This is a genomic window from Mycobacterium sp. ELW1, from assembly GCF_008329905.1.
In the GTDB taxonomy this organism is placed as follows: Bacteria; Actinomycetota; Actinomycetes; order Mycobacteriales; family Mycobacteriaceae; genus Mycobacterium.
Genome location: NZ_CP032155.1, coordinates 4,359,334 through 4,381,631, shown reverse-complemented (window position 1 = coordinate 4,381,631; position 22,298 = coordinate 4,359,334). Strand labels below are relative to the sequence as shown.

The 22,298-nt window shown below is 64.6% G+C and carries 19 protein-coding genes and 1 pseudogene; 5 read left to right on the top strand and 15 right to left on the bottom strand.

What is annotated here, in order from left to right; all coding sequences use genetic code 11:
- Positions 1-4 precede the first annotated feature (4 nt).
- Entirely contained in the window at positions 5-244 is a 240-nt protein-coding gene (locus tag D3H54_RS20790) for a hypothetical protein (protein ID WP_149380764.1), read from the bottom strand.
- A gap of 188 nt (positions 245-432) precedes the next feature.
- On the opposite strand from D3H54_RS20790, the gene D3H54_RS20785 reads away from it, so the two are divergent.
- On the top strand, positions 433-2,043 hold the full coding sequence (locus D3H54_RS20785) for a B12-binding domain-containing radical SAM protein (RefSeq protein WP_286198953.1): 1,611 nt from the start codon (positions 433-435) through the stop codon (positions 2,041-2,043).
- On the opposite strand, the gene D3H54_RS20780 is transcribed toward D3H54_RS20785, so the two are convergent.
- Together D3H54_RS20780 and D3H54_RS20775 are read right to left on the bottom strand one after the other, a co-directional pair.
- Positions 2,044-2,880: a GAF and ANTAR domain-containing protein gene (locus D3H54_RS20780; RefSeq protein ID WP_149380762.1), complete on the bottom strand. Its 837-nt coding sequence runs from the start codon at positions 2,878-2,880 to the stop codon at positions 2,044-2,046.
- A gap of 48 nt (positions 2,881-2,928) precedes the next feature.
- Entirely contained in the window at positions 2,929-4,320 is a 1,392-nt protein-coding gene (locus D3H54_RS20775) for a glycoside hydrolase family 183 protein (protein WP_149380760.1), read from the bottom strand.
- A 348-nt stretch (positions 4,321-4,668) separates the two neighbouring features.
- Here D3H54_RS20775 and D3H54_RS20770 point away from each other — a divergent pair, with 348 nt between their 5' ends.
- A complete protein-coding gene (locus tag D3H54_RS20770; protein ID WP_286198952.1) occupies positions 4,669-5,016 on the top strand; it encodes a hypothetical protein in 348 nt (115 codons plus the stop codon).
- A gap of 32 nt (positions 5,017-5,048) precedes the next feature.
- Positions 5,049-5,906: an extracellular catalytic domain type 1 short-chain-length polyhydroxyalkanoate depolymerase gene (locus D3H54_RS20765; RefSeq protein ID WP_149380756.1), complete on the top strand. Its 858-nt coding sequence runs from the start codon at positions 5,049-5,051 to the stop codon at positions 5,904-5,906.
- Position 5,907: 1 nt separating this feature from the next.
- Here D3H54_RS20765 and D3H54_RS20760 read toward each other — a convergent pair whose 3' ends face one another.
- The 7 genes from D3H54_RS20760 to D3H54_RS20730 form a co-directional block, all read right to left on the bottom strand.
- Entirely contained in the window at positions 5,908-6,948 is a 1,041-nt protein-coding gene (locus tag D3H54_RS20760) for an LLM class F420-dependent oxidoreductase (RefSeq protein ID WP_149380754.1), read from the bottom strand.
- Between the two features lie 7 nt (positions 6,949-6,955).
- A complete protein-coding gene (locus D3H54_RS20755) occupies positions 6,956-8,092 on the bottom strand; it encodes an acyl-CoA dehydrogenase family protein (protein ID WP_149380752.1) in 1,137 nt (378 codons plus the stop codon).
- Positions 8,092-9,855 (bottom strand): acyclic terpene utilization AtuA family protein, encoded by a 1,764-nt coding sequence (locus D3H54_RS20750; protein ID WP_149380750.1) that lies wholly within the window; start codon positions 9,853-9,855, stop codon positions 8,092-8,094. Before D3H54_RS20750 ends, D3H54_RS20755 begins: the two co-directional genes overlap by 1 nt.
- On the bottom strand, positions 9,852-10,637 hold the full coding sequence (locus tag D3H54_RS20745; RefSeq protein WP_149380748.1) for a TIGR03084 family metal-binding protein: 786 nt from the start codon (positions 10,635-10,637) through the stop codon (positions 9,852-9,854). The genes D3H54_RS20750 and D3H54_RS20745 overlap by 4 nt, the downstream gene beginning before the upstream one ends.
- 16 nt (positions 10,638-10,653) lie before the next feature.
- Entirely contained in the window at positions 10,654-12,636 is a 1,983-nt protein-coding gene (locus D3H54_RS20740; RefSeq protein WP_149383653.1) for an acetyl/propionyl/methylcrotonyl-CoA carboxylase subunit alpha, read from the bottom strand.
- A 5-nt stretch (positions 12,637-12,641) separates the two neighbouring features.
- A complete protein-coding gene (locus D3H54_RS20735) occupies positions 12,642-14,240 on the bottom strand; it encodes an acyl-CoA carboxylase subunit beta (RefSeq protein WP_149380746.1) in 1,599 nt (532 codons plus the stop codon).
- 159 nt (positions 14,241-14,399) lie between these two features.
- On the bottom strand, positions 14,400-15,278 hold the full coding sequence (locus D3H54_RS20730; RefSeq protein WP_149380744.1) for an NAD(P)H-dependent flavin oxidoreductase: 879 nt from the start codon (positions 15,276-15,278) through the stop codon (positions 14,400-14,402).
- Between the two features lie 196 nt (positions 15,279-15,474).
- Here D3H54_RS20730 and D3H54_RS20725 point away from each other — a divergent pair, with 196 nt between their 5' ends.
- Together D3H54_RS20725 and D3H54_RS20720 are read left to right on the top strand one after the other, a co-directional pair.
- On the top strand, positions 15,475-16,551 hold the full coding sequence (locus tag D3H54_RS20725; protein ID WP_286198951.1) for a LuxR C-terminal-related transcriptional regulator: 1,077 nt from the start codon (positions 15,475-15,477) through the stop codon (positions 16,549-16,551).
- Entirely contained in the window at positions 16,548-17,717 is a 1,170-nt protein-coding gene (locus tag D3H54_RS20720) for a helix-turn-helix transcriptional regulator (protein ID WP_149380742.1), read from the top strand. The genes D3H54_RS20725 and D3H54_RS20720 overlap by 4 nt, the downstream gene beginning before the upstream one ends.
- A gap of 2 nt (positions 17,718-17,719) precedes the next feature.
- Here the strand turns inward: D3H54_RS20720 and D3H54_RS20715 are convergent, their stop codons facing one another.
- From D3H54_RS20715 to D3H54_RS20695, 5 genes and pseudogenes are all read right to left on the bottom strand, one after another.
- Complete coding sequence (locus D3H54_RS20715; protein WP_149380740.1) at positions 17,720-18,211, bottom strand: flavin reductase family protein; 492 nt, start codon at positions 18,209-18,211, stop codon at positions 17,720-17,722.
- Positions 18,208-18,660, bottom strand: a complete 453-nt coding sequence (locus D3H54_RS20710; RefSeq protein ID WP_149380738.1) for a hypothetical protein — start codon at positions 18,658-18,660, stop codon at positions 18,208-18,210. The genes D3H54_RS20715 and D3H54_RS20710 overlap by 4 nt, the downstream gene beginning before the upstream one ends.
- Before the next feature lie 17 nt (positions 18,661-18,677).
- A pseudogene (locus D3H54_RS20705) lies at positions 18,678-20,179 on the bottom strand (aldehyde dehydrogenase family protein).
- Positions 20,180-20,194: 15 nt separating this feature from the next.
- On the bottom strand, positions 20,195-21,766 hold the full coding sequence (locus D3H54_RS20700) for an acyl-CoA synthetase (RefSeq protein WP_149383651.1): 1,572 nt from the start codon (positions 21,764-21,766) through the stop codon (positions 20,195-20,197).
- Positions 21,767-21,786: 20 nt separating this feature from the next.
- Positions 21,787-22,287: a ketosteroid isomerase-related protein gene (locus D3H54_RS20695; RefSeq protein ID WP_149380736.1), complete on the bottom strand. Its 501-nt coding sequence runs from the start codon at positions 22,285-22,287 to the stop codon at positions 21,787-21,789.
- Between the last annotated feature and the right edge of the window lie 11 nt (positions 22,288-22,298).

Genomic DNA, 22,298 nt, shown 5'->3' with positions numbered 1-22,298 from the left:
ACAGCTAGCGGGCGATGCCGGTACGGCTCAGTCTCCGACGAAGGTGCAGCGCCGCGATCGTGAGCGGGTTCTCGAACAGCGGCAGCCGCCGCAGTCGCCGGCGCACGACCGATCGGCCCATGAACCCGGCGATGACACCGAGCGCGAAATATCCGCGGCTCCGTCGGTTGGCTTCCCGCCGCAACGCGGCGACGTAGCCGCAGACCGCGGCGAGCGCGGCGGTCGTCAAGACCACCACAATCATCAGCCCAACCGCGTCCACGGGAACGATCACACCATCGTCTGCGCCACATCAGCAGGGGTGAGGAGAAGGTCGTGACCGAACCGAATACCCAGCGTTACCGTCAATTGGTTAGGAACTCGCATCCGAGTCCCGTCGGCGACTATGTACGAATGGCTCGTTCGGCCAGGTCGTCTTGGCTAGGCTCCGGCTTGGCAAGCAGCGCCGACACCGTCTACGAGCCCGATTCGGAGCAGACGACCATGGCCAACATTGTCCTCGTCAACCCGCGCTTCGAGGTGTCCTACTGGGGCCTGGAACACGCACTCCCGCTGCTCGGCAAGAAGTGCAACGTCCCGACCGCCTGCCTGCCGCTGTTGGCCGCTCTGACGCCGCCGGAGCATCAGGTCACCCTCGTCGACGAGAACGTCGAGGAGATCGACTTCGACAAGCTGGCGCAGGCCGACATCGTCGGGCTCACCGGCATGATCGTCCAACGCCGGCGGATGCTCGAGATCATCAACGAGCTCAAGGCCCGCGGCGTTTTCGTTGTCGTGGGCGGTCCGTGGGTCAGCGTGCAGGAGGATTACTTCGACGGCCTGGCCGATGCGATCTTCATCGGCGAAGCCGAGACCACCTGGCCGCAATTCCTCGAGGACTGGAAGCACGGGCGCCAGCAGTACCGCTACGAGCAGGCCGAGCGCACCGACATGACGACCGTGCCGGTGCCGCGTTACGACCTGTTGAAGACCAAGAACTATGTGTTCGGCAGTGTCCAGTTCAGCCGCGGCTGCCCGTTCCAGTGCGAGTTCTGCGACATCATCGTCACCTTCGGCCGGAAGCCGAGGCTCAAGACCAGCGCGCAGGTGATCGCCGAGCTGGAAGCGATGCGCAAGGCGGGCCTGTCCATCGGCTTCATCGTCGACGACAACCTGATCGGGAACAAGGCCGCCGTGAAGGTGCTGCTGCAGGATGTCCACGACTGGCAGGAGCGCGAGGGATATCCCTTGCAGTTCTTCACCGAGGCATCGCTGAACCTGGCCGAAGACGACGAGCTGATGGAGTTGATGGTCGCCGCCAACGTCACGGTGGTGTTCATCGGGATCGAAAGCCCCAACGAGGATTCGCTGAAAGAGGCGAAAAAGTATCAGAACGTGAAGAAGGGCGGCACGATCGTCGACCGCGTTCGCAAGGTGCAGGACGCCGGGCTGGAAGTCTGGTGCGGCATGATCGTGGGCTTCGACAACGACGACACCCGAATCTTCAAGGAACAGGCCGACTTCATCGGTCAGACCGACATCATGCACGCCATGGTGGGCATGCTCGCCGCGATCCCGAAGACACCGCTGCACGCGCGGCTGAAGAATGAAAGCCGCCTCGACCTCGATGACGAGCAGACCTTCGGCACCAACGTGATACCGCTCAACATGAGTCGAGACGAGTTGCGCGACGGCTATATCGGTCTGATGCGCGACCTCTACGATCCCGATTTCTATTTCGATCGCCTCGAAAGTCTCTATGTCACAAGGAAATTTGACTTCGGTCGGGCCCGCAACGAATACCTGCGCCAACATCCCTGGCGGCGCAGGCAAGCGCAGTTCTTCGACGCCGTACGGGCATTCGGACTGTTCCTGCTGCTGATGAAGAACGTCCCCGACGCATACCTGCGCCAGGTCTACCGGCGCCGGATGTGGACAATGCTCCGTAGCCGGCCGAATCCCGGCGTCATGTTCGTCAGCGTGGTCAAGTGCGCGACGCACTACCACCACTACACGATGTCGCGGGAGATGTCCGAGCGCCGGACGTTGGTCAATACCTTTTAGCTAGTTCTGGGGGTGCTGGCCGTTGCCGTTGCTGCCGGCGACCTGCTCCAGAAACTGCACAGCCAATACCCGGACAGGCACGTTCGTCTGTTGACTCTGTTTGCGCAGCACGTCGAATGCCGCATCGGAATCGATGCCGTGCATGGCCATCAGCACGCCCTTGGCCTGCTCGATCGGCGCCCGGCTCTGCAGCACTCGCTGGATCGACTCCGCGGTGTCCCGGGCGGACTTGAAGCGGGCGAAGTCACCGATCGCCCGGGAGACCGCTTTGGTCAGCAAGTCGAGGATCTCGGCGTCGAGACCGTCGAAGGCGTGAAAAGCCCGGCCGTACAAGTTGAAGGAGCCGAGCGTCTGATCGTCGGTGAACAGCGGGGCCGCCAGGAAGCTGTTGATGCCCTCGTCATGGGCGGCGGTGGAGAAGCGCGGCCACGCCGACATGGCCTCTCCGGAGTCCAGCAGCACGGTGGTGCGGGTGCGCGACGCATGCAGGCAGGGACCCTCGCCGGCGTCGTACTGCTCACTGTCGACACGCAGCGTGCGCTCGTCGGTGTGCACGGCGGTGTAGGTCAACCCGCCCAGGTCGATGGTGATACCCGTGCTGTCGGCGCCCTCGATGGCTTCCTGGGCGATCGACGCGACACGCTGGAGCAAGGACACCAGCTCGTCTTCGTCACTCACGCTTCGACCGGCGTCGACCAGCAGACGCCCCAGCTGGGCCGCCGACATGGCGTTGCGGGTGGCAGCCTCGATGACGATCTCGGCCGCCTGTTCAGCGTCGGTTCCATCCAGCGGCTCGGCCGGGACGGAGTCCTCGACGCGGGGGTCGCTGTGCTCCATAGGGGTGAGTGTCCCACCTTCGGGACCTCTGGTTGCTGTAAGGGCTATCTACGGCAGCACAGTGTGCATCAGCATGACGTTGTAGGCCGACCACAGGGAGAGGTTGTAGTACAGCTCGCGGCCCGTCGACCAGGGATGCAGGAACGGCGCGTAGATGCCGCCGGGGATCTGCATCGACGACACCAGCATCTGTTCGGGCCCCCATGGCCCCTGCGGCGCCGGCGCAGTCCGCATGACCACGTCGTTGTTCCCGTTGCAGTACAGCACCAGGTACTGCTTCAAGTAGTTGTTGAATTGGGCCGACATCTCGCCGACCGGGCCGGGGATCACCGGGGTGGCCGCTGCCGGGCTGCCCGGAACCCAGGTGTTGCTGTCCGAGTTCCAGTATTCGTACTTCGTCAGATCCGGGATCAGGCCGGGGGACACCCGCGCCACGTACGCCGACCCGCTGCGCCCGTTGGGGGTGCCGAACGAGTAGATGTACGGATCGCCGGGGCCCGGCTTGAGGAACGCGCCCATCTGGAACTTCTCGTTGCCGTTGGACGGCTGACGGACAGTGCCGGGATAGACGCCCCAGGTCTCGCCATTGTCGGTCGATGTCGCGATCGCCGAGTAGTTCGTCGTCCACGAGCCGTAGTTGTCCCAGCTCCTGATCGACATGAAGTTCAAGAACTGATTCGGCCCGACGGCCACACCCGAGGTCGGGATGATGCCCGTCTCCTGCGGCGCACCGTTGATGCTGTTGATGACCTGCTTGGCGATGCCGGGCCGCCACACCGGCGACCCCGAGTACTTGTTGCCGACGGCCCCGTCAGGTACCGCGACGGTGTTGGCCAGCGATCCGTCGGTGCTGCGCATCAGTGTGTTGTAGCGCCACTGCTTGCCGGGGATCATGCAGAAGCCGTTCGTGTCGCCGAACGCCAGCAGGACCTGTCGATGACTGGGATCACCGTTGTCCCACATGATTCCGAGGTCGGTGCCGGTGATGGCGAACTTCTGAATGGTCTGGTTCGGGCTGTCCGGCCCGGTCACCCAGCCGACCACCGAGGTACCCGGCGGTGCGGTCGACGGCGCCGGCTGCGCGGCGGCGGGAGCTGGTTGGGGTTGGGCGGGAGCGGGTTTCGGTGAGGGCGCGACTGCTGCCTGCTTCTGAACCTGTCCGGAATTGGGGATGAGCGCGTTGATGAGCATCTTGCCCAGCGTCGGCAGCGGTGCTTGGTCGTTGGCGCCGACCGGCTTGTGCCCGATCGGGCGGTCGAACGGGGCTATGGCCGAGGGTTGTGGAATCTGAAACGCCTGGTTGGCGGCGGGTTGAGCTGCCGCAGAAGCACCCTCGCACGGGTCCGCGGCCGCAGGCGGCGCGACACCGGTGGCTGCGCAGAGGCCGACGACCAGCGTCGAGGCCAGCGACAGCGAGGGAATGCGGGGGCGCGGCGACACGACACACCTTTCGGAGGCGGGACGTCGCGGTGACGTCTGTTGACCTCTGTGACGATAGGGACCCCTGGGTTGTTTGCGACCGGCGCTGCAGCGATAGGTATGTATCCGTGACCGTGTCGCAACCAAGGGGGTGCTCAGTGGGTTACTGTGCGCATGATTCGCCCGACACAGGAGGCACTGATGAGACGTGGATTCTCTGCTGCGGCAGCCCTTGCCGCAGCGGTCGCACTGACCGGTACCGCCTGTAGCAACTCCGACTCCGGCAGCACGGCAGCGTCATCCGCGAGTTCGGCGGCCACGACTGCGAGTGCGACGGCGTCTTCGAGCACATCCGCGAGTGCTGCCCCGGTGGCCGCCGACAAGCTGCCCGCACTGGTGCCGACGCCGGCGAACAGCCAGACGACCAAGGGGCCGGACAACATCGGTGACGGCGGAATCCACCTCTACTTTCAGGTCAACGGGTCACCGAGCGATGTGATGACGGCCTACAAGGCAGCGCTGGAAGAGAAGGGCTGGACGGTGACCACCATGGTCACCTCGGGCGGCCAGGGCGGGGGCGGCGCCACCTATACCGGAACCAATGGCGGCGCCTATGGCGTGTTCGACGGCGGTGGCTACAGCACCAATACCTACCTCGACGTCTGCGCGTGGCCGACCAAGCCCGCGAACCCCAATTGCAGCCGCGGCGACCGCTAGGCCGAATCCACGCCCCAGTAGAAAGACATCCCGTGAGTCGCCCTCGGACAGCACTCCTCGCTGCTCTTTTTCTTCTCTTCGCGGTTCCCGCAGAACACGCCTCCGCCACCGGAGATCCGCCCGGTGCGCTGACTTTCGGTGGCGTGCAGCGGACGTATGTGTTGCATGTGCCCGATGGGCTGGCCCACCCGAACGGTCTGGTGATCAACCTGCACGGCGGGAGTCAGACCGGCCGCAAGCAATCCGCGGAGACCAATTACAACGCCATCGCCGACCAGTACGGCTGGGTCGTCGCCTATCCCAACGGCATCGACTTCAGTTGGGCCGACGGGCGCGGCGCGGCGGCACCGGACCGGCAGGGAGTCGATGACGTCGGCTTCCTGGCGGCACTGATCGGCCGGCTCACCCATGACTACGGCATCCCGACTGGACGGGTCTTCGTCACCGGGATGTCGGCGGGCGGGTTCATGGCCAACCGGCTGGCGTGCGAGCGACCCGATCTGGTGGCGGCGATAGCCCCGGTGTCGAGCACGCTGGGGGTGAACGTCCGCTGCAATCCATCCAAACCCGTTGCGGTGCTTGCGATTCACGGCACCGCAGACAAGGTCGTGCCCTACAACGGCGGCCGCATGATCGGGCGCGGGGGAGCCAGCACCGTCGTGTCCGCGCCGACGATGGTGGATCGGTGGTTGGCATTCGACCGCTGCCCGCCGGCAACAACCAGGTCCATCGATGGCGGAAAACGCCTGGCCGCCTTCGGTTGCGCCGATGGCACCGAGGTCGCGCTCGTCACCATCGACGGATGGGGTCACACCTGGCCGGTCAGTCCCGCTGCGGCCTTCGACGCGTCACGAGCCAGCGCGGAGTTCTTCGCCGCGCACGGCGCCTGAGCTACAACAGGGCTGCGGCTTCGTGGATCTGCTCGGGGGTGCGGGCACCGATGACCATCATCGTCACCCCGGCGGCCTCCCACGCGACGATCTGTTTGCGCACGTAGTCGATGTCGCCGACGATCGCCGAGTCGTCGACGAGTTCGTCGGGAACCGCCTTGGCCGCTCGAGTTTTGCTGTCCTGATGGCCGGCTCGGAACAGTCGGGTGACCTCGTCGACGACCTCGGAGTAGCCCATCCGCCGGTAGACGTCGGCGTGGAAGTTGGTGTCTTCCGCGCCCATTCCGCCCATGTAGAGCGCCAGGTGCGGCTTGATCAGGTCCATGATCGAGGCCCGGTCGTCGGTGACGACCACCTGCGCGGTCGCGCAGATCTCGAAGTCCTCGCGGCTGCGGCGCGCGCCCGGGCGAGCGAAGCCTTCGTCGAGCCACTCGTTGTACATCGGCGCCAGCCGCGGCGAGTAGAAGATCGGCAGCCACCCGTCGCAGATCTCGGCGGCCAGCGCGACGTTCTTCGGGCCCTCGGCGCCGAGCATGATCGGGATGTCGGCCCGCAGCGGATGCACGATCGGCTTGAGCGGCTTACCCAACCCGGTGGTGCCCTCCCCGGACAGCGGCAGCGGGTAATGCGGGCCGGCGCTGGTGACCGGGGCTTCGCGCGCCCAGACCTGCCGGATGATGTCGATGTACTCACGGGTGCGCGCCAACGGCTTCGGGAACTTCTGCCCGTACCAGCCCTCGACGACCTGGGGTCCGGAGACACCCAGCCCCAGGATGTGGCGACCCCCGGAAAGATGGTCCAGCGTCAGCGACGCCATCGCACACGCGGTCGGGGTACGCGCCGACAGTTGCACCACCGAGGTGCCCAACCGCATCCGGGTGGTTTCGCGTCCCCACCACGCCAGCGGGGTGAACGCATCCGAGCCCCACGCCTCCGCGGTGAACACGGTGTCGAACCCGGCCTCCTCCGCCACGGCCACCAACTCCGCATGGTTCGTCGGGGGGCGCTCGCCCCAATAGCCAAGCTGTAGACCGAGTTTCATGCGCTCCTCAATACGATCGGGGTAGCGCCAGGGTGTGCTGGGCTACGTAGTTCAGGATCATCTCGCGACTCACCGGCGCGATCTGCAGCAGCCGGGCCAGGCTCCATTGCGGCAGCAGGCCGTACTCCGTGGACAGCCCGTTGCCGCCGTGCACCTGGATGGCGTGGTCCACGGCCTCCGCCGCGGCTTCGGCGGCCGCGTACTTGGCCATGTTGGATGCCTCTCCGGCGGGCAGGCCCTGATCGAACAGCCACGCCGCCTTCGCTGTCATCATGGCGGCGAGATCCACGTTGATCTTGGCCTTCGCCAGCGGATGTGCGATGGCCTGGTAAGAACCGATCGGCGGCCCCCATACCGTGCGACTGCGGGCATAGTCGGCGCCTTGTTCGACCGCGTGCCGCCCGATCCCGGTACACACGGCAGCACCGGTGATCCGCTCGGGATTCAGGCCGTCGAACACCTGGCGGAAGCCCTCGTGCTCAGTGCCGACCAGAGCAGAGGCGGGCACCCGCACGTTGTCGAAGTGCAACGTGAATTGTTTTTCAGGAACGGTGATTCCGACCGGTAGGCGGTGTTTGACCAGTCCTGGAGCATCTGTCGGAACCAGGAACAACGACAACTGTTCAGGGGCGGACCGGGTGACGACGATCAACGCGTCCGCTTCGTCGATGCCGGAAATGTAGTACTTCGTTCCGTTGAGCAGATAGTCGCTGCCGTCACGCACGGCAGTGGTGTTGATCTGGCGACTGTTCGATCCCGCATCCGGTTCAGTGATGGCAAAGACGACCTTGGTTTCACCGGATGCCATCCGCGGCAACCACGTTCGGCGTTGCTCGTCGCTGCCATAGCGGCTCAACAACTCACCGGAAATCGCGCTCGATACCAGGAGGAGCAGCAGCGGACACCCGTGGGCGGCGGTCTCCTCGCACACGATCGCGAGCTCGACCATTCCGGCACCGCCTCCGCCGTGCTGCTCAGGGAAGTTGATCCCGATGAATCCGTGGGCGCCCAGCTCCCGCCACAACTCGGTGGTCGGTTCGCCCGCGACTGCACGTTCGGCGAAATAGGCAGGTCCATAGCGGTCGGTGACGGCTGCGACTGCCTTGCGCAGATCGTGATGCTCAGGCGGTTCGGTGAAGTCCATCAGTACACCAACTTGTCGGGAACATCGGTGTGCACTGCCCGTAGGTACTCACCGAGCGCTTTGGCCTGCGGGTCGGGCCGGGTGCACGACGCGACCCCGTCACCGAGGAAGCCGACGATGAGAAAGTTCAGCGCCCGGAGATTGGGGAACTCATAGCGGTGCACGGGGAAATCCGCTGCCTCGACGACCAGGTCGCGGAACCGGTCCACCGTGAGATGGGCCCGTAGCCACTCCCATCGCTCGTCGGAGTCAGTCCAGACTCCGACATTGGCATTGCCACCCTTGTCTCCCGATCGGGCTGCGACGATCGTGCCCAACGGTCGAGGGGCGGCAGGACCGAGGTCGACGGATTCACGGACGTCCTGAGGTCGCGGGGGCGAGCCGTCGAGTTCGGCGGTCTCTTCGCTGGGAGCGATCACCTCACGTGAACCATCCGCATGAACGACCACGTGCTCGACGAGCTGTGCGGAAATCAAAGTCGGCCAATAGATCCCGAATTCACTCGCGGCGGTGGGCGGCGTCGTGGTGTGGAAGCCGGGGTAGCCCGCCACATAAAGCTCGATCACCGCGTTGGAGAACGCGCGGTCCACCTTGCGCCGGTCCCGGTCCTTGACGCTGACCCGGAGATGGGCAGTGGCCTCGCTCATGGAGGTGGGTCCGGGCTTGTCGTAGCGCAGCAACTGGGTGTCAACTGTGTCGAAGCGGTCGCGCCCGCCTAGGATCGTGAAGAGCTCGTCCAGGGCCCATCCGGCTTTCTCCTCGATGTCCAGTCCCGTCAGCACCATGGTCATCGTGTTGCGATAGCCGCCGACGAAATTCATCGCGACCTTGAGCGCCGGCGGCGGTGCTGATCCGCGAGTTCCCGAAACCAGGACGCGGTCTGCGCCCTCCTGGGTGACAGTCAGGGTATCGAAGTGCGCCAGCACATCTGGGTTCGGGTACCGCGGTGAGGCTACCTCGTAGAGGAGCTGGGCGATTACCGTTCCGGTACACACCAGGCCGCCGGTGCCGGATGGTTTGGTGATGACGAAACTTCCGTCGGCGGCCAGTTCGGCGATCGGCGAACCGGGGTAGCGGCGGTCGGAGACGTCGCGGAATTGGGAGTAGTTGCCGCCGGTAGCCTGTGGGCCGCATTCGATGATGTGGCCGGCGGCGACGGCACCTGCCAGCGCGTCGTAGTCGGTACGGGTCCACCCGTGCCACCAGGCGCCGACGCCCACGACGAGTGCGGCATCGGTCACGCGGCCGGTGATCACGACGTCCGCTCCGGCGGACAGCGCTGCAGCGATGCCCCAGCCACCGAGGTAGGCATTGGCAGTGACGGGCTCCGCGCGATCCCCCCACAGTGCCTGGCCGGTGTCGAGATTCGCGAACGGGCAACCGGCACTGCGCAACTCGTCGAGCCTCGGCATGAGGTCATCGCCCTCGATGTGGGCGACCTTAAGGTCGACCCCGACGTCGGCAATGATGGCGCGCACCGCCTCGCCCATCGCGGCAGGATTCAGGCCGCCGGCGTTGACGACCACCTTGATCCCGCGGTCGGCGCACGCTTGGACAACCTGGCCGAACTGTGTAAGAAACGTTCGCGCATAACCGCTTTCGGGATCCCTCTGGCGGGACTTCCACAGGATCAGCATGGTCAACTCGGCAAGGTAGTCGCCGGTGACGACGTCGATGTCGGCCCCGTCGACCAACTCGCGCATCGCACTGAGCCGGTCTCCGTAGAAGCCGGAGGCATTGCCGATCCGAACAGGGCGCGTCATTTGCTCACCGAGCGCCGGCTGGGGGCCCCGGCGAACACCTGCGCGATGTCCAGCCAACGACGTGCAACTGCGCCCCTGGCATCCAAAGCCGTCTCGGTCCAGTGTCGCCGCTGGGTGACAGTGAGCACGAAATCCTCAGCACTACCGGTCACTTGGTCGGCTGCGCCTTCGGGTCCCCACGCCCACACGTCGCCATCCGCTGAGTACAGCGCGACGCGGACGGGTTGTTCGGGAATCTCCAACTCATTGAGCCTGTGCGCGAAGGCGAAGGTCGCCACACCCAGATGGGCGATGCTGCGTAGCCCAGGGCTGGGTGGGTGAGTCAGACCGAGTGTGTCGTAGACATCTTGGCCGTGGGCCCAGGTCTCCATCAATCGTGCAGTCGCCGACGATGCGACACTCATATCGGGTCCGAACCACGGCAGGCGCCGGCGGGGGTCGTCGCTCGCGAAAGCGGCCAGCAGTCGCTCACGCGCATCGACAAACCACGGGAGAAGCTCCGATGCCGGGCGGTCCCGGTGCTCAGCGGCGATTCGGTCGGGAAAATCCATGCCACCGGCCATGAGTCGGTTCGCCTCGGCCCGGAACCGGTCAGGATCGCTCATGGCCATCCGCGCCGTGTCATCGAAGAAAGCGAGATGGCTGACCTGGTCGCGAATCGTCCAGCCTGCCGCGGGGGTGGGCAGATCCCAATGCCGCTCGGTGAGGTCTCGCAGGTGTGTAGTGAGCTGATCGGACTCTTCTCGTAGGTCATCGAGCAGGGCCGGATAATCGAGTCCCATCAGCGTTCCCCAACGTTCATTCCGAATCGTCCACACTGACGATGGCCAGCACCTGCCCGGACTCGACCTGGTCACCCGCGGTCACTGAGATCGCGGCGACCACGCCGTTGGCGGGTGCCCGCACGGTGTGTTCCATCTTCATCGCTTCCAACACGACGATCGGGGTGCCGGCTTGCACCCGGGTGCCTTGGATGACCTCAATGCGTACCACTGCTCCGGGCATCGGTGCGGTCAGGGATCCGGCCTCGGCGTTGGCCGACGGATCAGGGAAGCGTTCCTGTTCGCGCAGCGCGGTCGAGCCTAGCGAGCTGTCGACGTAGTGGTGCACTCCATCCCGAATGACGCTGTAGCGCCGCCTAATTCCGGCTATCTCAGCGTCGACCGATTCTCCGGATGCCGCCAGAACACGAACGGGGAGATCACATCCCGCGACGGTTGCGTTGAGCCTCCCGCGATCGAAGCGGTACCCGACATCGATCGTGCAATCACCGTGCGTGAAGCTGACCTTCTGGTCGGAGCTGGGCAGGGTACGAAAGCCCGAGGGCAGCCCCGGCAGAACCGCTGTGGTAGCGCGACGGTACGCCTGGTCCGCCAGCGCCGCGACGAGGGCGTGAATCTGAACCGCATCACGGTGATCGCCCATGAGCACAGCCGGGTCGTGGCGTTGCAGGTAACCGGTGTCGATCGCACCCGAACGGAATTCCGGTTCGCGCAGAATGCCGATAAGCAGGTCACGGTTCGTGGCGACACCATGGACTCGGGTCTCGGTCAAAGCCCGGGCCAGTCGCGAGCAGGCCGCATCCCGGGTATCGGCGAATCCGATGACCTTGGCCAGCATTGGATCGTAGAAGGTGCTGATCACCGATCCCGACTCGAATCCTGCGTCCACGCGGATGCCGGGTACATCGGGGAAGTCCAACACCGTCAAGGATCCGGATACCGGAATGAACCCGGCAGCAACGTCTTCAGCGTAGAGGCGAACCTCGATCGCATGGCCGCGCGGCTGCACGTCGATCATGTCGACCGGCAGCGGCTCACCGGCGGCAACCAGGAGTTGAGCGCGCACCAGATCGATGCCGGTGACCATCTCGGTCACCGGATGCTCGACCTGCAGCCGGGTGTTGACCTCCAGGAAATAGAACGATCCGTCGGGTGCCATCACGAATTCGACGGTGCCAGCGCCCTCGTAGCCCAACGCTTTCCCCGCCGCCACGGCGGCCCGGCCGAGTTCGTCGCGCAGTGCGGCGTCGACGGCTGTGGACGGCGCCTCCTCGATGATCTTCTGATATCGGCGCTGGATCGAGCACTCCCGTTCGCCGAGGTGCACGACGGTGCCGTGGCCGTCGCCGAAGATCTGCACCTCGATGTGCCGTGGCGACTGGACGAACTTCTCCAGAAACACGGTGCCATCACCAAACGCCGACGCAGCTTCGCGCTGTGCGCTCTGCACCGCCTCCACCAGGCTGTCGGCATCAGCCACGATCCGCATGCCGCGCCCGCCACCGCCGAATGCTGCCTTCACCAGGATCGGATAGCCGATGTTCTCGGCGGCATCGGCGAGCCGCTCGGCATCGAGATCCTCGCCGCTTTGGACCGTCGTACCCGGCAGAACGGGGACTCCGGCCTGTGCCATGAGTTCTTTTGCGGCGACCTTGGAGCCCATCGCCGTGATGGCGGCCGGGCTCGGCCCGACGAAGATCACACCGCGCTCCCCGCAGGCGGCCGCGAAAGACGCGTTCTCGGAGAGGAATCCATACCCTGGGTGAATCGCGTCGGCTCCGGTTCGCCCGGCGGCGTCCAGGATGAGGTCGGCACGCAGGTAGGTATCGCCCGGTGTCGTCCCGGGCAGGTGCACCGACTCGTCGGCCGCCGCCACATACGGTGCATGGCAGTCGGCGTCTGAGTACACCGCGACGGTTTTGATGTCCATCTCTCGCGCGGTACGGATGATGCGCGAAGCGATTTCGCCGCGGTTGGCGATGAGCAGCTTGGTTATCACGGTCCTCACATCCTGAAGACGCCGAAGCCGCGGCGTCCTTCGATCGCGTTGGAATGTGTTGCCGACAGCGCCAATCCCAGTACCGAGCGGGTATCCCGCGGGTCGATAACACCGTCGTCGTAGATGCGAGCCGAGACGTAGAACGCATGTGATTCCCGCTCGATCTGAGCTTCGATCTCGGCAGTTCGCGCTGCGTCGGCCTCGTGATCGAACTCGCGTCCTGCCGATTGTGCGGCGGCCTTACCCACGATGGACAGCACACCGGCCAGCTGGGCGGCGCCCATCACCGCGAGCTTGGCGTTGGGCCAGCTGAACATGAACCGCGGGTCGTAGGCTCGGCCGGACATACCGTAATTCCCGGCACCGAACGATCCGCCCATGTTGACGGTGATGTGCGGCACGGTGCTGTTGGTGACGGCGTTGATCATCTTGGCGCCGTCTTTGATGATGCCGCCCTGTTCGTATTCGGTGCCCACCATGTAACCGGTGACGTTCTGAAGAAAGATCAGCGGTGTGTCGGTCTGGTTTGCCAGAAGGATGAATTCGGTTGCCTTCTTGGATTCTTCGGAGAACAGCACGCCACGCGTGTTGGCAAGGATTCCCACGGGGAAGCCGTGGATCGACGCCCACCCCGTGGCGATGCTGGTGCCCCAGCGCGGCTTGTACTCGGAGAATCGAGATCCGTCCGCAATCCGTGCGATGACTTCCCTCGGGTCGAACGGCATCTTGGAATCGCCCGACGCGATGCCGAGCAGTTCTTCGGTGTCGTAAAGCGGTTCGTCGGCAGGCTGTGTGGGTCCCGGTCCGAGCTTGCGCCAATTGAGGTGAGTGACGACGTCACGCCCGATCCGGATTGCGTCGACCTCGTCCTTTGCGAAGTAGTCACCGAGCCCGGAGACGCGCGTGTGCATGTCGGCACCACCGAGCGCCTCGTCGTCGGCGTCCTCGCCGGTGGCCATCTTCACCAGGGGAGGGCCGCCGAGAAACACCTTGGCCTGCTTGTCGACCAAGATGGCGTAGTCGCACATGCCGGGCACGTAGGCGCCACCGGCGGTTGAGTTGCCGAATACCAGCGCGATGCTCGGTATGCCCATCGCCGACAGTTCGGTCAGCTCGTGGAAGATCCTTCCCGCGGGAACGAAGAGTTCTGCTTGGGTGGGCAGGTCGGCACCGCCGGACTCGACGAGGTAGACCACCGGCAGTCGATTGACGCGCGCGATCTCGAGCGCTCTCAAGTTCTTTCGCAATGTGTAGGGGTTCATCGTCCCACCGCGAACGGTGGGGTCGTGAGCGATGATCATGCACTCGGTTCCGCTGACCACGCCGACGCCGGTGACGATGGCGGCACCGACGTTGAATTCGGTACCCCAGGCGGCAAGGGCGGACAGTTCCACGAACGGTGCGTCGCGGTCCACCAACAATTCGATTCGCTCTCGTGCCAGCAGGCGGCCACGGTCATGGTGGCGTTGCACGTAGCGTGGACCGCCGCCGGCTGCGACGAGTTCGAGTTGCTCCCGCAGAGCGGCGACCGCGGCCGATTGCACCTGGACGTTGCCGAGGTAGGTGTCCGAGTTGGTGTCGACGTCAGTACTCAAGACCGGCATCTGAATCCCTTGTCCCGGCGGCAGCGAAGATGTGGCCGCAGTCGGATAGTGAACGATGAAACACTAAAGCTGCGCGGCCTGATCGCCAACGGAATCCCGATAGTCACCTCTATCTGGTGATACACCCGCTCCGCCGGAGGTATGGCAGCCTTGTCGACGCTAATCATTGATCGCTAATTCCAGAGGTTGATCGCGTGCTTCGCCGTACTCCTTGACGAGCGCGCTGACCAGGTCGGGCACCGGGGTGATCGCGGATACGCCGGATACGCTGTGTCCTGCGCTCCACGCCGTTCTGTTGGCCAGCAACTGGTCCTGGTCGAATGCCGGATTACGGGCGTCGTCATCATCGCCGGACTGGCACGCTGCGGTTAACCAGTCGGCCAGCAGATTGGCCGGGATGCCCCCGACCCGGCTGGACAACCGGACATCGTCCATCGTCGAACGGACCAGGGCGGCTTGATATTCGGGCGTGGCCATACTCTCGTCAGTCGCGATGAACTTCGTTCCCAGATAGACGAAGTCGACCCCGAGAACCTGTGCGGCGAGAATCGATCTGCCGTCGGTGATGCCCCCGGCCAACACGAGGGGCCCGGCATAGCGTCGGCGAACGGCGCGGACAAATGCGAATGGATTCGCCCAGCCTGTCTGTCCGCCGGCGCCGGCGGACAGCAGAATTAGACCATCCACCCCCGCGGCCAGTGCCCGTTCGGCGTGGCCGAGGCTGGCGACGTCGGCGTAGACCTGAGCGCCGATCTCGTGCAGTGGTCCGACAACCGGCTCAGGTGAACCGACACTGGTGATGACCAGTTCGACATTGTGGCGGCAAAGGCTGATCAGATCGGAGTCGAGCCGCCCGTTGGTGCGATGAACCACCAGGTTTGCCGCCATCGGCGCGCACCCAGGCGTCAGATCGGCGCTGATCTGGTCGAGCCAGTCGTCGAGTGCGGCGGAACTGGGCGCGTTATGAGTCGGAAAGGCGCCGATCACGCCCGCTCGGCACGCGGCGATCACGAGTTCAGGCCCGGAAACGGAGGTCATCGGTGCGGCGATCGCCGGAAGGGCAAGCCGGTCTTGCCAAGGGTGCGGGATGGGCACGGTTCCCTTTCGATGCTCAGCTGTAGTGAATGAAGAATAACTAACTCACTGATGTCGCTGTCAAGAATCTTGCCGCTGTCGCGCCGGGTTGGCCCACCGCAGCCGACTGCAGCTAGGGTCTTTTGCCCCGTTGACAAACGTGACACAGCTCACGATGATGTGGGAGCTAGTTAATGGCGAGCCGCATCGGCTCGCGAAGCTCGAGGAGTGTGCCGCCATCGACATCGATGTCTCGCCTGAATTGCTCGTCCTAGACGGGATGGCGGACGAATTGGCCCAGTTGAGTGCCGGGCGTCTCGGTGCAGTGCGGCGGCACAGCGAACTGTCTGCCGCTGCGTTGAGTGCAGTTCTCGATGCTCTGGAACGGACGCGCGCTGAGACTGTCGCTGAAGGGGTTCTCGACAGTGCTCCGCGGTGGCTGTGCGGATGTGGCGCCTTTGACCGCGTGATGTTCTCGACGGTTCGTGGGTCGGTATGGACTCCGGAAACTCTGTATGTCCGCGATGAAACCGGGCAGGTCGCCTTGGAGATCGATGAGGAAATCGCCGATCTCCACATCCCGCTGGCATCGCCGCTGGTGGAGGCGGAGGTGGTTCGTCGGCGCGTGCCGGCCATGGTCAACGACGCCCCGAACGAGCAACGGACGTACGAACCGCTGGTGCGACGGACGGGCTGCCGTGACTACGTCGTGGCACCCGTGATCGCTATGTCGGCTGTCATCGGTCTGCTACACGCAGACCGCCGGGAGCCGGTCGTGACGGCGATCGACCGGGATCTCTTGCGGCTGTACGCCGACGGGGTGGGGGTTGCCTACGAGCGGGCCATTCTCAACGGACGTGCCGAACAGCAACGTCGCAGCGTCGCGGAAGTCTGCGATGCGGCAATCCGGGCCCTCACCGAATTCGACGAGGTGCCCGGCATTTCCTTGGCTGCGTCGGCAACCCCGACACCGACCCCGGCGGTGCCTGCGCCGCATCAGGTGGATGGGCACACGTCAAAACCGTTGGCGCGGTTGACCGCTCGTGAGCGAGAGGTGTTGGCGCTGTTGGCCAGTGGCGCCACCAACGCGCAGTTGGCCGACCGGCTGACTGTAGCGGAGAGCACGGTCAAATCCCACGTGAAGCATATTCTGCACAAGCTGAAAGCCGGCAACCGCGCCGCTGCCATTGCCTGTTATCTGCGAGAATCCCGACTAGATGAGCGACGGCGGAAATGAGCATTTCCCTGGCCAGCGACGGGACGCGTTCGGCCTCAACACGATCCAGGACCGAGTGGTGGTCGCGCGAGATGGAGTTAGTCGAACGGCTGCGGGTGGCCAGCGAGCACATTCAAACCGCCCTCGGCACGCAACTAACGCTTCCCGCTGTCGAGTGGGATGTGCCCTGGCGGGCGGCGGAGATGATCTCGACATTGACCCACGCCTGCATCGATCGGTTGCGTCACACGTCTAACAGTGCCGTGGCGGAGGCCAATCGGCTATGTGATCTGGTGTTGGGACTTCAGCAGCTGGCGATGGACTGGTACCTGCACGACACGGCGATGCGCGGCCAACGGTTGGCTGATTGTGCGGCAGGCCTGTCCAGGCTCCGCGGACTGCCCAGCTCGACGGCGCTGATCGAAAGCGCTTGTGAGGAACTCGTGTTGCGGTGCGGTTTTCACCGGGCGGTGCTGTCCAAGGTGGAGAATCGCAGCTGGACTCCGCTGGTCCTGCATGACCGGGCTGACGGTACGGAAACATCGTGGTTCAGCGACTGGATCAATCAACGGGTCCCGCTGTCGGAGACCGCGCCAGAGGCCGAGATGTTGTCGCGTCGGCGTCCCTCGCTGGTCTACGACACTGCGAATGCACCGGTGTACCGGCCCCTCATCGTCGCGGCGGGGCAGTCCCGCTCCTATGTTGTCGCACCGCTGGTGGTGGGGGACGAGGTGATCGGGTTTCTGCATACCGATCATCATCCGTTGCCGCGACGAGTCGACGAGGGCGACCGGGATGTCCTGTGGGCATTCGCCGACGGGTTCAGCCACATCTACGAGAGAGCCATGCTGCTCGAGCGCTTGCGCGCCCAGCGGGACAACGTGCGCGAGCTATTCTTCGGAGCTGTAGACAGCATCGACCAGTTATGCGAGTCGGGTGCGGACTCAACCCGCCCAAGTGAGGTCGGCGTGGGTGAATCACGTTGTGCTACAGAGGGGCTTGTTGATCTGACTGAGAGAGAGGCGGAGGTCCTCGAGCTTATGGTGACCGGTGCCACCAATCAGGCCATCGCAGACCAACTGGTCATCACAGAAGGTACCGTGAAGTCCCACGTCAAGCACATTCTGCGCAAGTACGGCGCGGTAAACCGGGCCCAGGCCATCGCCTGGGCGCTGCGGGATCGCTGAGCTCAGACCTTCAACACGTCCGCGCGGTGGTATGTACCGTCGTGGTAAAGCAGTGGCGACGGGGCCGCGTGGTCGCGATGGATCCGCGTCACCAGTGCGATGGCCAATGTGGAATCGCCCGCTGGGACCATCTGATCGATAGTGGCGCACAGCCACGTCGAGGTTCCCAGCAGCAGCGGTTCACCAGTCTCCAGAGTCGTCCACAGGGCGGCATCGGCGAATCTTTGCTCGGCACTGGCCGAGAACCGCTTGGCCAGCGCGTGCTGCTCCTCGCCGAGCAGATGAACGGCAATCGAACGTGCTCTGCGCAAGGCCGTGATGCTCGACGAGGTGTGCGTGATGTTGAAGCACACCAGCGGTGGGTCCAGCGACAACGAGGTGAACGACGTCGCAGTGAATCCCACCGGACCGGACTCGGACATCAGAGTGATGATGACCACGCCCGCCGGGTGACGACGCAGCGCGGCGCGGTAGTCCTCGCCGGTCACGCTCATGCCGGCAGCGCCTGGGATGCGGAATCGGTGAACAAGTCCATCGCCTGCAACGCCGGCATCACTGCGTCGCGGATGAGGTCGGCTACTCCCGGTGCGCCCGGGATCAGCACGGCGCCATCCGCTATACCCAGCGCGTAGATGTCGGCGACCAGCCCGGCAAGTCCGGCTGGTGTTCCGACGTAAAGGATTACCTCTCCGTCGCTTTCGCCGAGATTCTCGGCCAGCAGTCCACGGGCAGTGGCTGCGTCGGGGGCAATCACGACATCGATGTCGGCGACAACGTCGGCATGGGGATGAGCGCGGCGTGCGCGGACAGACTTTCGCGACACATCGCTGAGATCGATGCCCCGGATCCGCTGGGCCGGGATGTCGCGGTACCAGCGAACGCCGTCATTGGCTGCTACCCCGAGCCGCAACGGCGGCCGTTGGGAGAGATCGATGTCGACCATGGCTTCCTCCGGATTGGTCAGGTCACTGGGGGATCGATGACGATCGCGAACGCCTTGTTCTCGGCTCCGCCGGAACGGTCCAGCGCAATGAACTTCTCCTCGACGTACTCGTCGATGGAATGTGGGCCCCCTTCGCGGCCCAGGCCGCTCTCCTTGAACCCGCCGAACGGATATGCGGGATGGATGATGTGCCAGTTGTTGATCCACACCGATCCCGCCTCGAGTCGGCGCGCGACGTTGAGGGCGCGGTCGTCGCTACCCCAAACCCCGCGGACAGACCGTAATTGGTGTCGTTGGCGATCTTCACCGCTTCGTCGTCGGAGTCGTAGGTGAGCACGACCAGAACCGGTCCGAAGACCTCTTCACGGGCGATGCGCATATCGTTGGTCACGTCGACGAAGATGGTGGGCTCGATCCAGTAGCCCTTATCGAAGCCCGGTCCTGAGGGCTTGTTTCCACCGATGGCTGCCTTCGCCCCCTCGTGTGCGGCGATGCGGAAGTAGTCCAGAATGCGATCACGCTGCTCGGCGGAAATGATCGGGCCGACGTGGGTGGTCGGCTCCAGCGGGTTGCCCAGTTTGAGAGTGGCGGCGCGCTGCACCAACTTGGTGATGATCTCGTCGCGCCGGCTGGCCGGAATGAGCAGCCGGGTGCCGGCCTCGCAGGCTTCACCGTTGTTGGCCATGCACGCGAACAAGGAGCCGTCGACCGCCATGTCGATGTCGGCGTCATCGAGAATGATGTTGGCTCCCTTACCGCCAAGCTCCAGGGTCACCCGCCGTACAGTGTCGGCCGACTGCCGCAAAATGCTTTTACCAACGGCGGTCGAACCGGTGAAGGCAACCTTGCGGACCACGGGATGGCCTGACAGGTGGGCTCCCACCGGTTCGCCATCCCCGGTGACGACATTGAGGACACCGGGTGGCAACCCGGCAGCCTCGAACTCCCGTGCCAGTTCCAACGGCAGTAGCGGGGCGTGCTCGTCGGGTTTGAGGACCACCGAATTGCCGGCCACCAGCGCAGGACCCACTTTCCACACCGTGGTCAGCAGCGGGATGTTCCACGGCACAATTGCCGCCACAACTCCGATCGGATCGCGAACGACGATGCCGTCGGCCGCAATCGGCTCGATCGCGGGGCCCGGAGTCTCCCATTGGTATTGCTGCGCGATTGCGGCCAGATACTGCAGCTGACCAACCGAGAGCCCGACGTGCAGAGCGCCGGTGATACGGATCGTGGCACCGTTTTCGCGAGCCTGCAGTGCTGCGAGCTCGTCAGCTCGGGCGGCCAGGCGCTCGGCCACGGTATTGATCAGCGCAGCGCGTTCGGCCGGGGGAGTGCGACGCCAGGTACCTTCCTCGAACGCTCCCTTCGCCGCCGCCACGGCGGCATCGACGTGGTCGGTGGTGCCCTTGGCGACGGTGGCGACGAGCTCTTCCGTTGCAGGGCTTCGAACTTCGTATACCTCGTCGGAGTCGATCCACTTTCCGTCGATGTACATCGAGTAGTGGTTGGTCATGACAGCTCCTTTGCGTCAGCCGATTTGGCGGGTCCGGCCCTGCCAGTAGGGTTTGCGAATCGCTTTCTTGTCGACCTTGCCGGCCGGGTTCAGCGGCAGTTCGTCAGTGAAGACAACGGTCTTGGGTGCCGGGACGGACCCGAGTGCCTGTTTAACATGTTCGACGAGTTCCCTTTCCAAGCCGGGGCCGGTGATTTCGCCCGGCTTTGCCACCACGACGGCGAGGACGGCCTCGCCCCACTTCGCGTGAGGCACTCCGATGACGGCGCTCTGGGCGACGGCGGGATGGCTGGACAAAACGTCCTCGACCTGGCGGGGGAAGACGTTGAAGCCGCCGCTGACCACCATGTCCTTCTTGCGGTCGACGATGAACAGGAAACCGTTGTCGTCCAGATAACCGATATCACCGGTGTGGACCCACCCGTCACGAACTGTCTCGGCATCGCGAGTCGGGTCGAGATATCCGAGCATCTGGCCCAGTTGACGCGAGCAGATCTCCCCGGTACTGCCGACCGGCAACGGGCGATCGTCGTCGTCCTGAATGCTGATCTGCACGTGAAAAATCGGGCGGCCTGCTGACGCCAGCCGCTGCGCCCACACCTCGTCATCGGTGCGGTGTTCGTCCTTGCGCAGGCACGAGACGTAGCCCTGCTCGGTGCCCGCGTAGGTCTGAATGAAGATGGGACCGAATACGTCACGTGCTTGGCGCAGGCGATCGGGGGCGATCGGCGCCCCGGCGTAGACGATGGTGCGCAGTGAACTGAGGTCGAAGTCGCCCCGTCGGGGATGGTCGAGCAGCAAGTAGATGATCGTCGGAACCAGAGCGGTGGCGGTGATTCGGTGGTGCTCGATGTTCTTCATCAGTCCGTCCACCTCAAGACCCGGCAGCATCACATTGGTGCCGCCGCGGACGAAGGTGGGCATCACGAAGATCTGCGAGAAGTGAGTCAGGGGCGCGCCGTGCGCAAACACCTCGCCGAAGGCGATGTCCCCTATCTCGAGACCGGCCGAAATGCTGTAGTAACTCCAGGTGAAATGGGAATTGACAACGCCTTTGGGCTCTCCTGTACTGCCGGACGTGAATAGGACATACGCCTCGTCGTCCTCGTCGATCGCAACGTCGGGCCGGGTGTCGAGCTGGAGGTCGACGACGGCGTCGAAGCCTATTGCGTCGACCTCGATCCGGTCTGGGGTGCCGACGCGGATGACCGTCTGCAGTTTGGGTAATTCCGCCCTGATCGCCGCGACGGCGCTCTCGAACTTGGCGTGGTAGACCAGGGTGGTCGCGTCGGTCGAAGCCAGGTTGGACCGGAACCCATCGGCCGCGGCTCGGGTCGGCATCTGCACCAGGACGGCGCCCGCCGCCCAGATGCCGTGCTGGATGGGAATGAACTCCAGACAATTGGGCATTAGCAGCCCGACCCGCTCACCCTTCTGGATGCCGCAGTCGATCAGGGCACGGGCGACTTGATTGCGCCATTGACCTAAACGTCGGTAGGTGATGCTGCGATCGTTGTCGATGATCGCAACGCGATCGGCGTAGTACGTGCAGGCCCGATCCAGGACGTCGGGCAGCACTCCCCACATTCCGTGGTTCGGCCGACTCACTACTGCGCCAGCGACGCGGGATCGAAGCCTTCGACCCAGTACTCCGGAGTGACGATCGGCAGCCCCAACTCCTGGAGGACCGGCGTGTCATTCCAGTAGGTGGTCTCACGCTCGATCCTGCCGTCACCATCGAGCTGGTGCCAGGTGATGCCGCGAGTCTGCAACGACTTGTTAGCCGTGGGCACGCCCCGGTAGGTTTCCAGGCCCTCACCCGTCCAATCCCAGAGGATGACCACCGCGGGATTGCCGTTGACACCGGCGAGTTGGAATGACTCGGTTGCGGTGAATCGGTGGATACCAATGCCGTTGTCGGGGTCGGTGTTGGCGAACGGAGCCAATCGCGGTTCCAGTTCGGCTTTGGTGATCGCGGTGTCGATCATGTGGTCGGAGTCCGCGTGGTCGTCATACACCAGGTCTTCGGCGTACAGGTCGACTGCGGCCGCAGTGTCAGAAGTGAGTGCGGTGACCCAGCGATTGGCATGGTCGGTGGCCAGGCTCATCGTTGCATTTC

Excerpts from the sequence above, each read along its gene's own strand:
- D3H54_RS20700 (WP_149383651.1), bottom strand. The coding sequence starts at position 21,766 with ATGTGGGGAGTGCTGCCCGACGTCCTGGATCGGGCCTGCACGTACTAC.
- D3H54_RS20695 (WP_149380736.1), bottom strand. The coding sequence starts at position 22,287 with ATGAGCCTGGCCACCGACCATGCCAATCGCTGGGTCACCGCACTCACT.
- D3H54_RS20745 (WP_149380748.1), bottom strand. The coding sequence starts at position 10,637 with ATGGGACTCGATTATCCGGCCCTGCTCGATGACCTACGAGAAGAGTCC.
- D3H54_RS20780 (WP_149380762.1), bottom strand. The coding sequence starts at position 2,880 with ATGGAGCACAGCGACCCCCGCGTCGAGGACTCCGTCCCGGCCGAGCCG.
- D3H54_RS20715 (WP_149380740.1), bottom strand. The coding sequence starts at position 18,211 with ATGAGCGTGACCGGCGAGGACTACCGCGCCGCGCTGCGTCGTCACCCG.
- D3H54_RS20735 (WP_149380746.1), bottom strand. The coding sequence starts at position 14,240 with ATGCCGGTCTTGAGTACTGACGTCGACACCAACTCGGACACCTACCTC.
- D3H54_RS20710 (WP_149380738.1), bottom strand. The coding sequence starts at position 18,660 with ATGGTCGACATCGATCTCTCCCAACGGCCGCCGTTGCGGCTCGGGGTA.
- D3H54_RS20755 (WP_149380752.1), bottom strand. The coding sequence starts at position 8,092 with ATGGACTTCACCGAACCGCCTGAGCATCACGATCTGCGCAAGGCAGTC.
- D3H54_RS20720 (WP_149380742.1), top strand. The coding sequence starts at position 16,548 with ATGAGCATTTCCCTGGCCAGCGACGGGACGCGTTCGGCCTCAACACGA.
- D3H54_RS20760 (WP_149380754.1), bottom strand. The coding sequence starts at position 6,948 with ATGAAACTCGGTCTACAGCTTGGCTATTGGGGCGAGCGCCCCCCGACG.
- D3H54_RS20730 (WP_149380744.1), bottom strand. The coding sequence starts at position 15,278 with ATGACCTCCGTTTCCGGGCCTGAACTCGTGATCGCCGCGTGCCGAGCG.
- D3H54_RS20790 (WP_149380764.1), bottom strand. The coding sequence starts at position 244 with ATGATTGTGGTGGTCTTGACGACCGCCGCGCTCGCCGCGGTCTGCGGC.
- D3H54_RS20750 (WP_149380750.1), bottom strand. The coding sequence starts at position 9,855 with ATGACGCGCCCTGTTCGGATCGGCAATGCCTCCGGCTTCTACGGAGAC.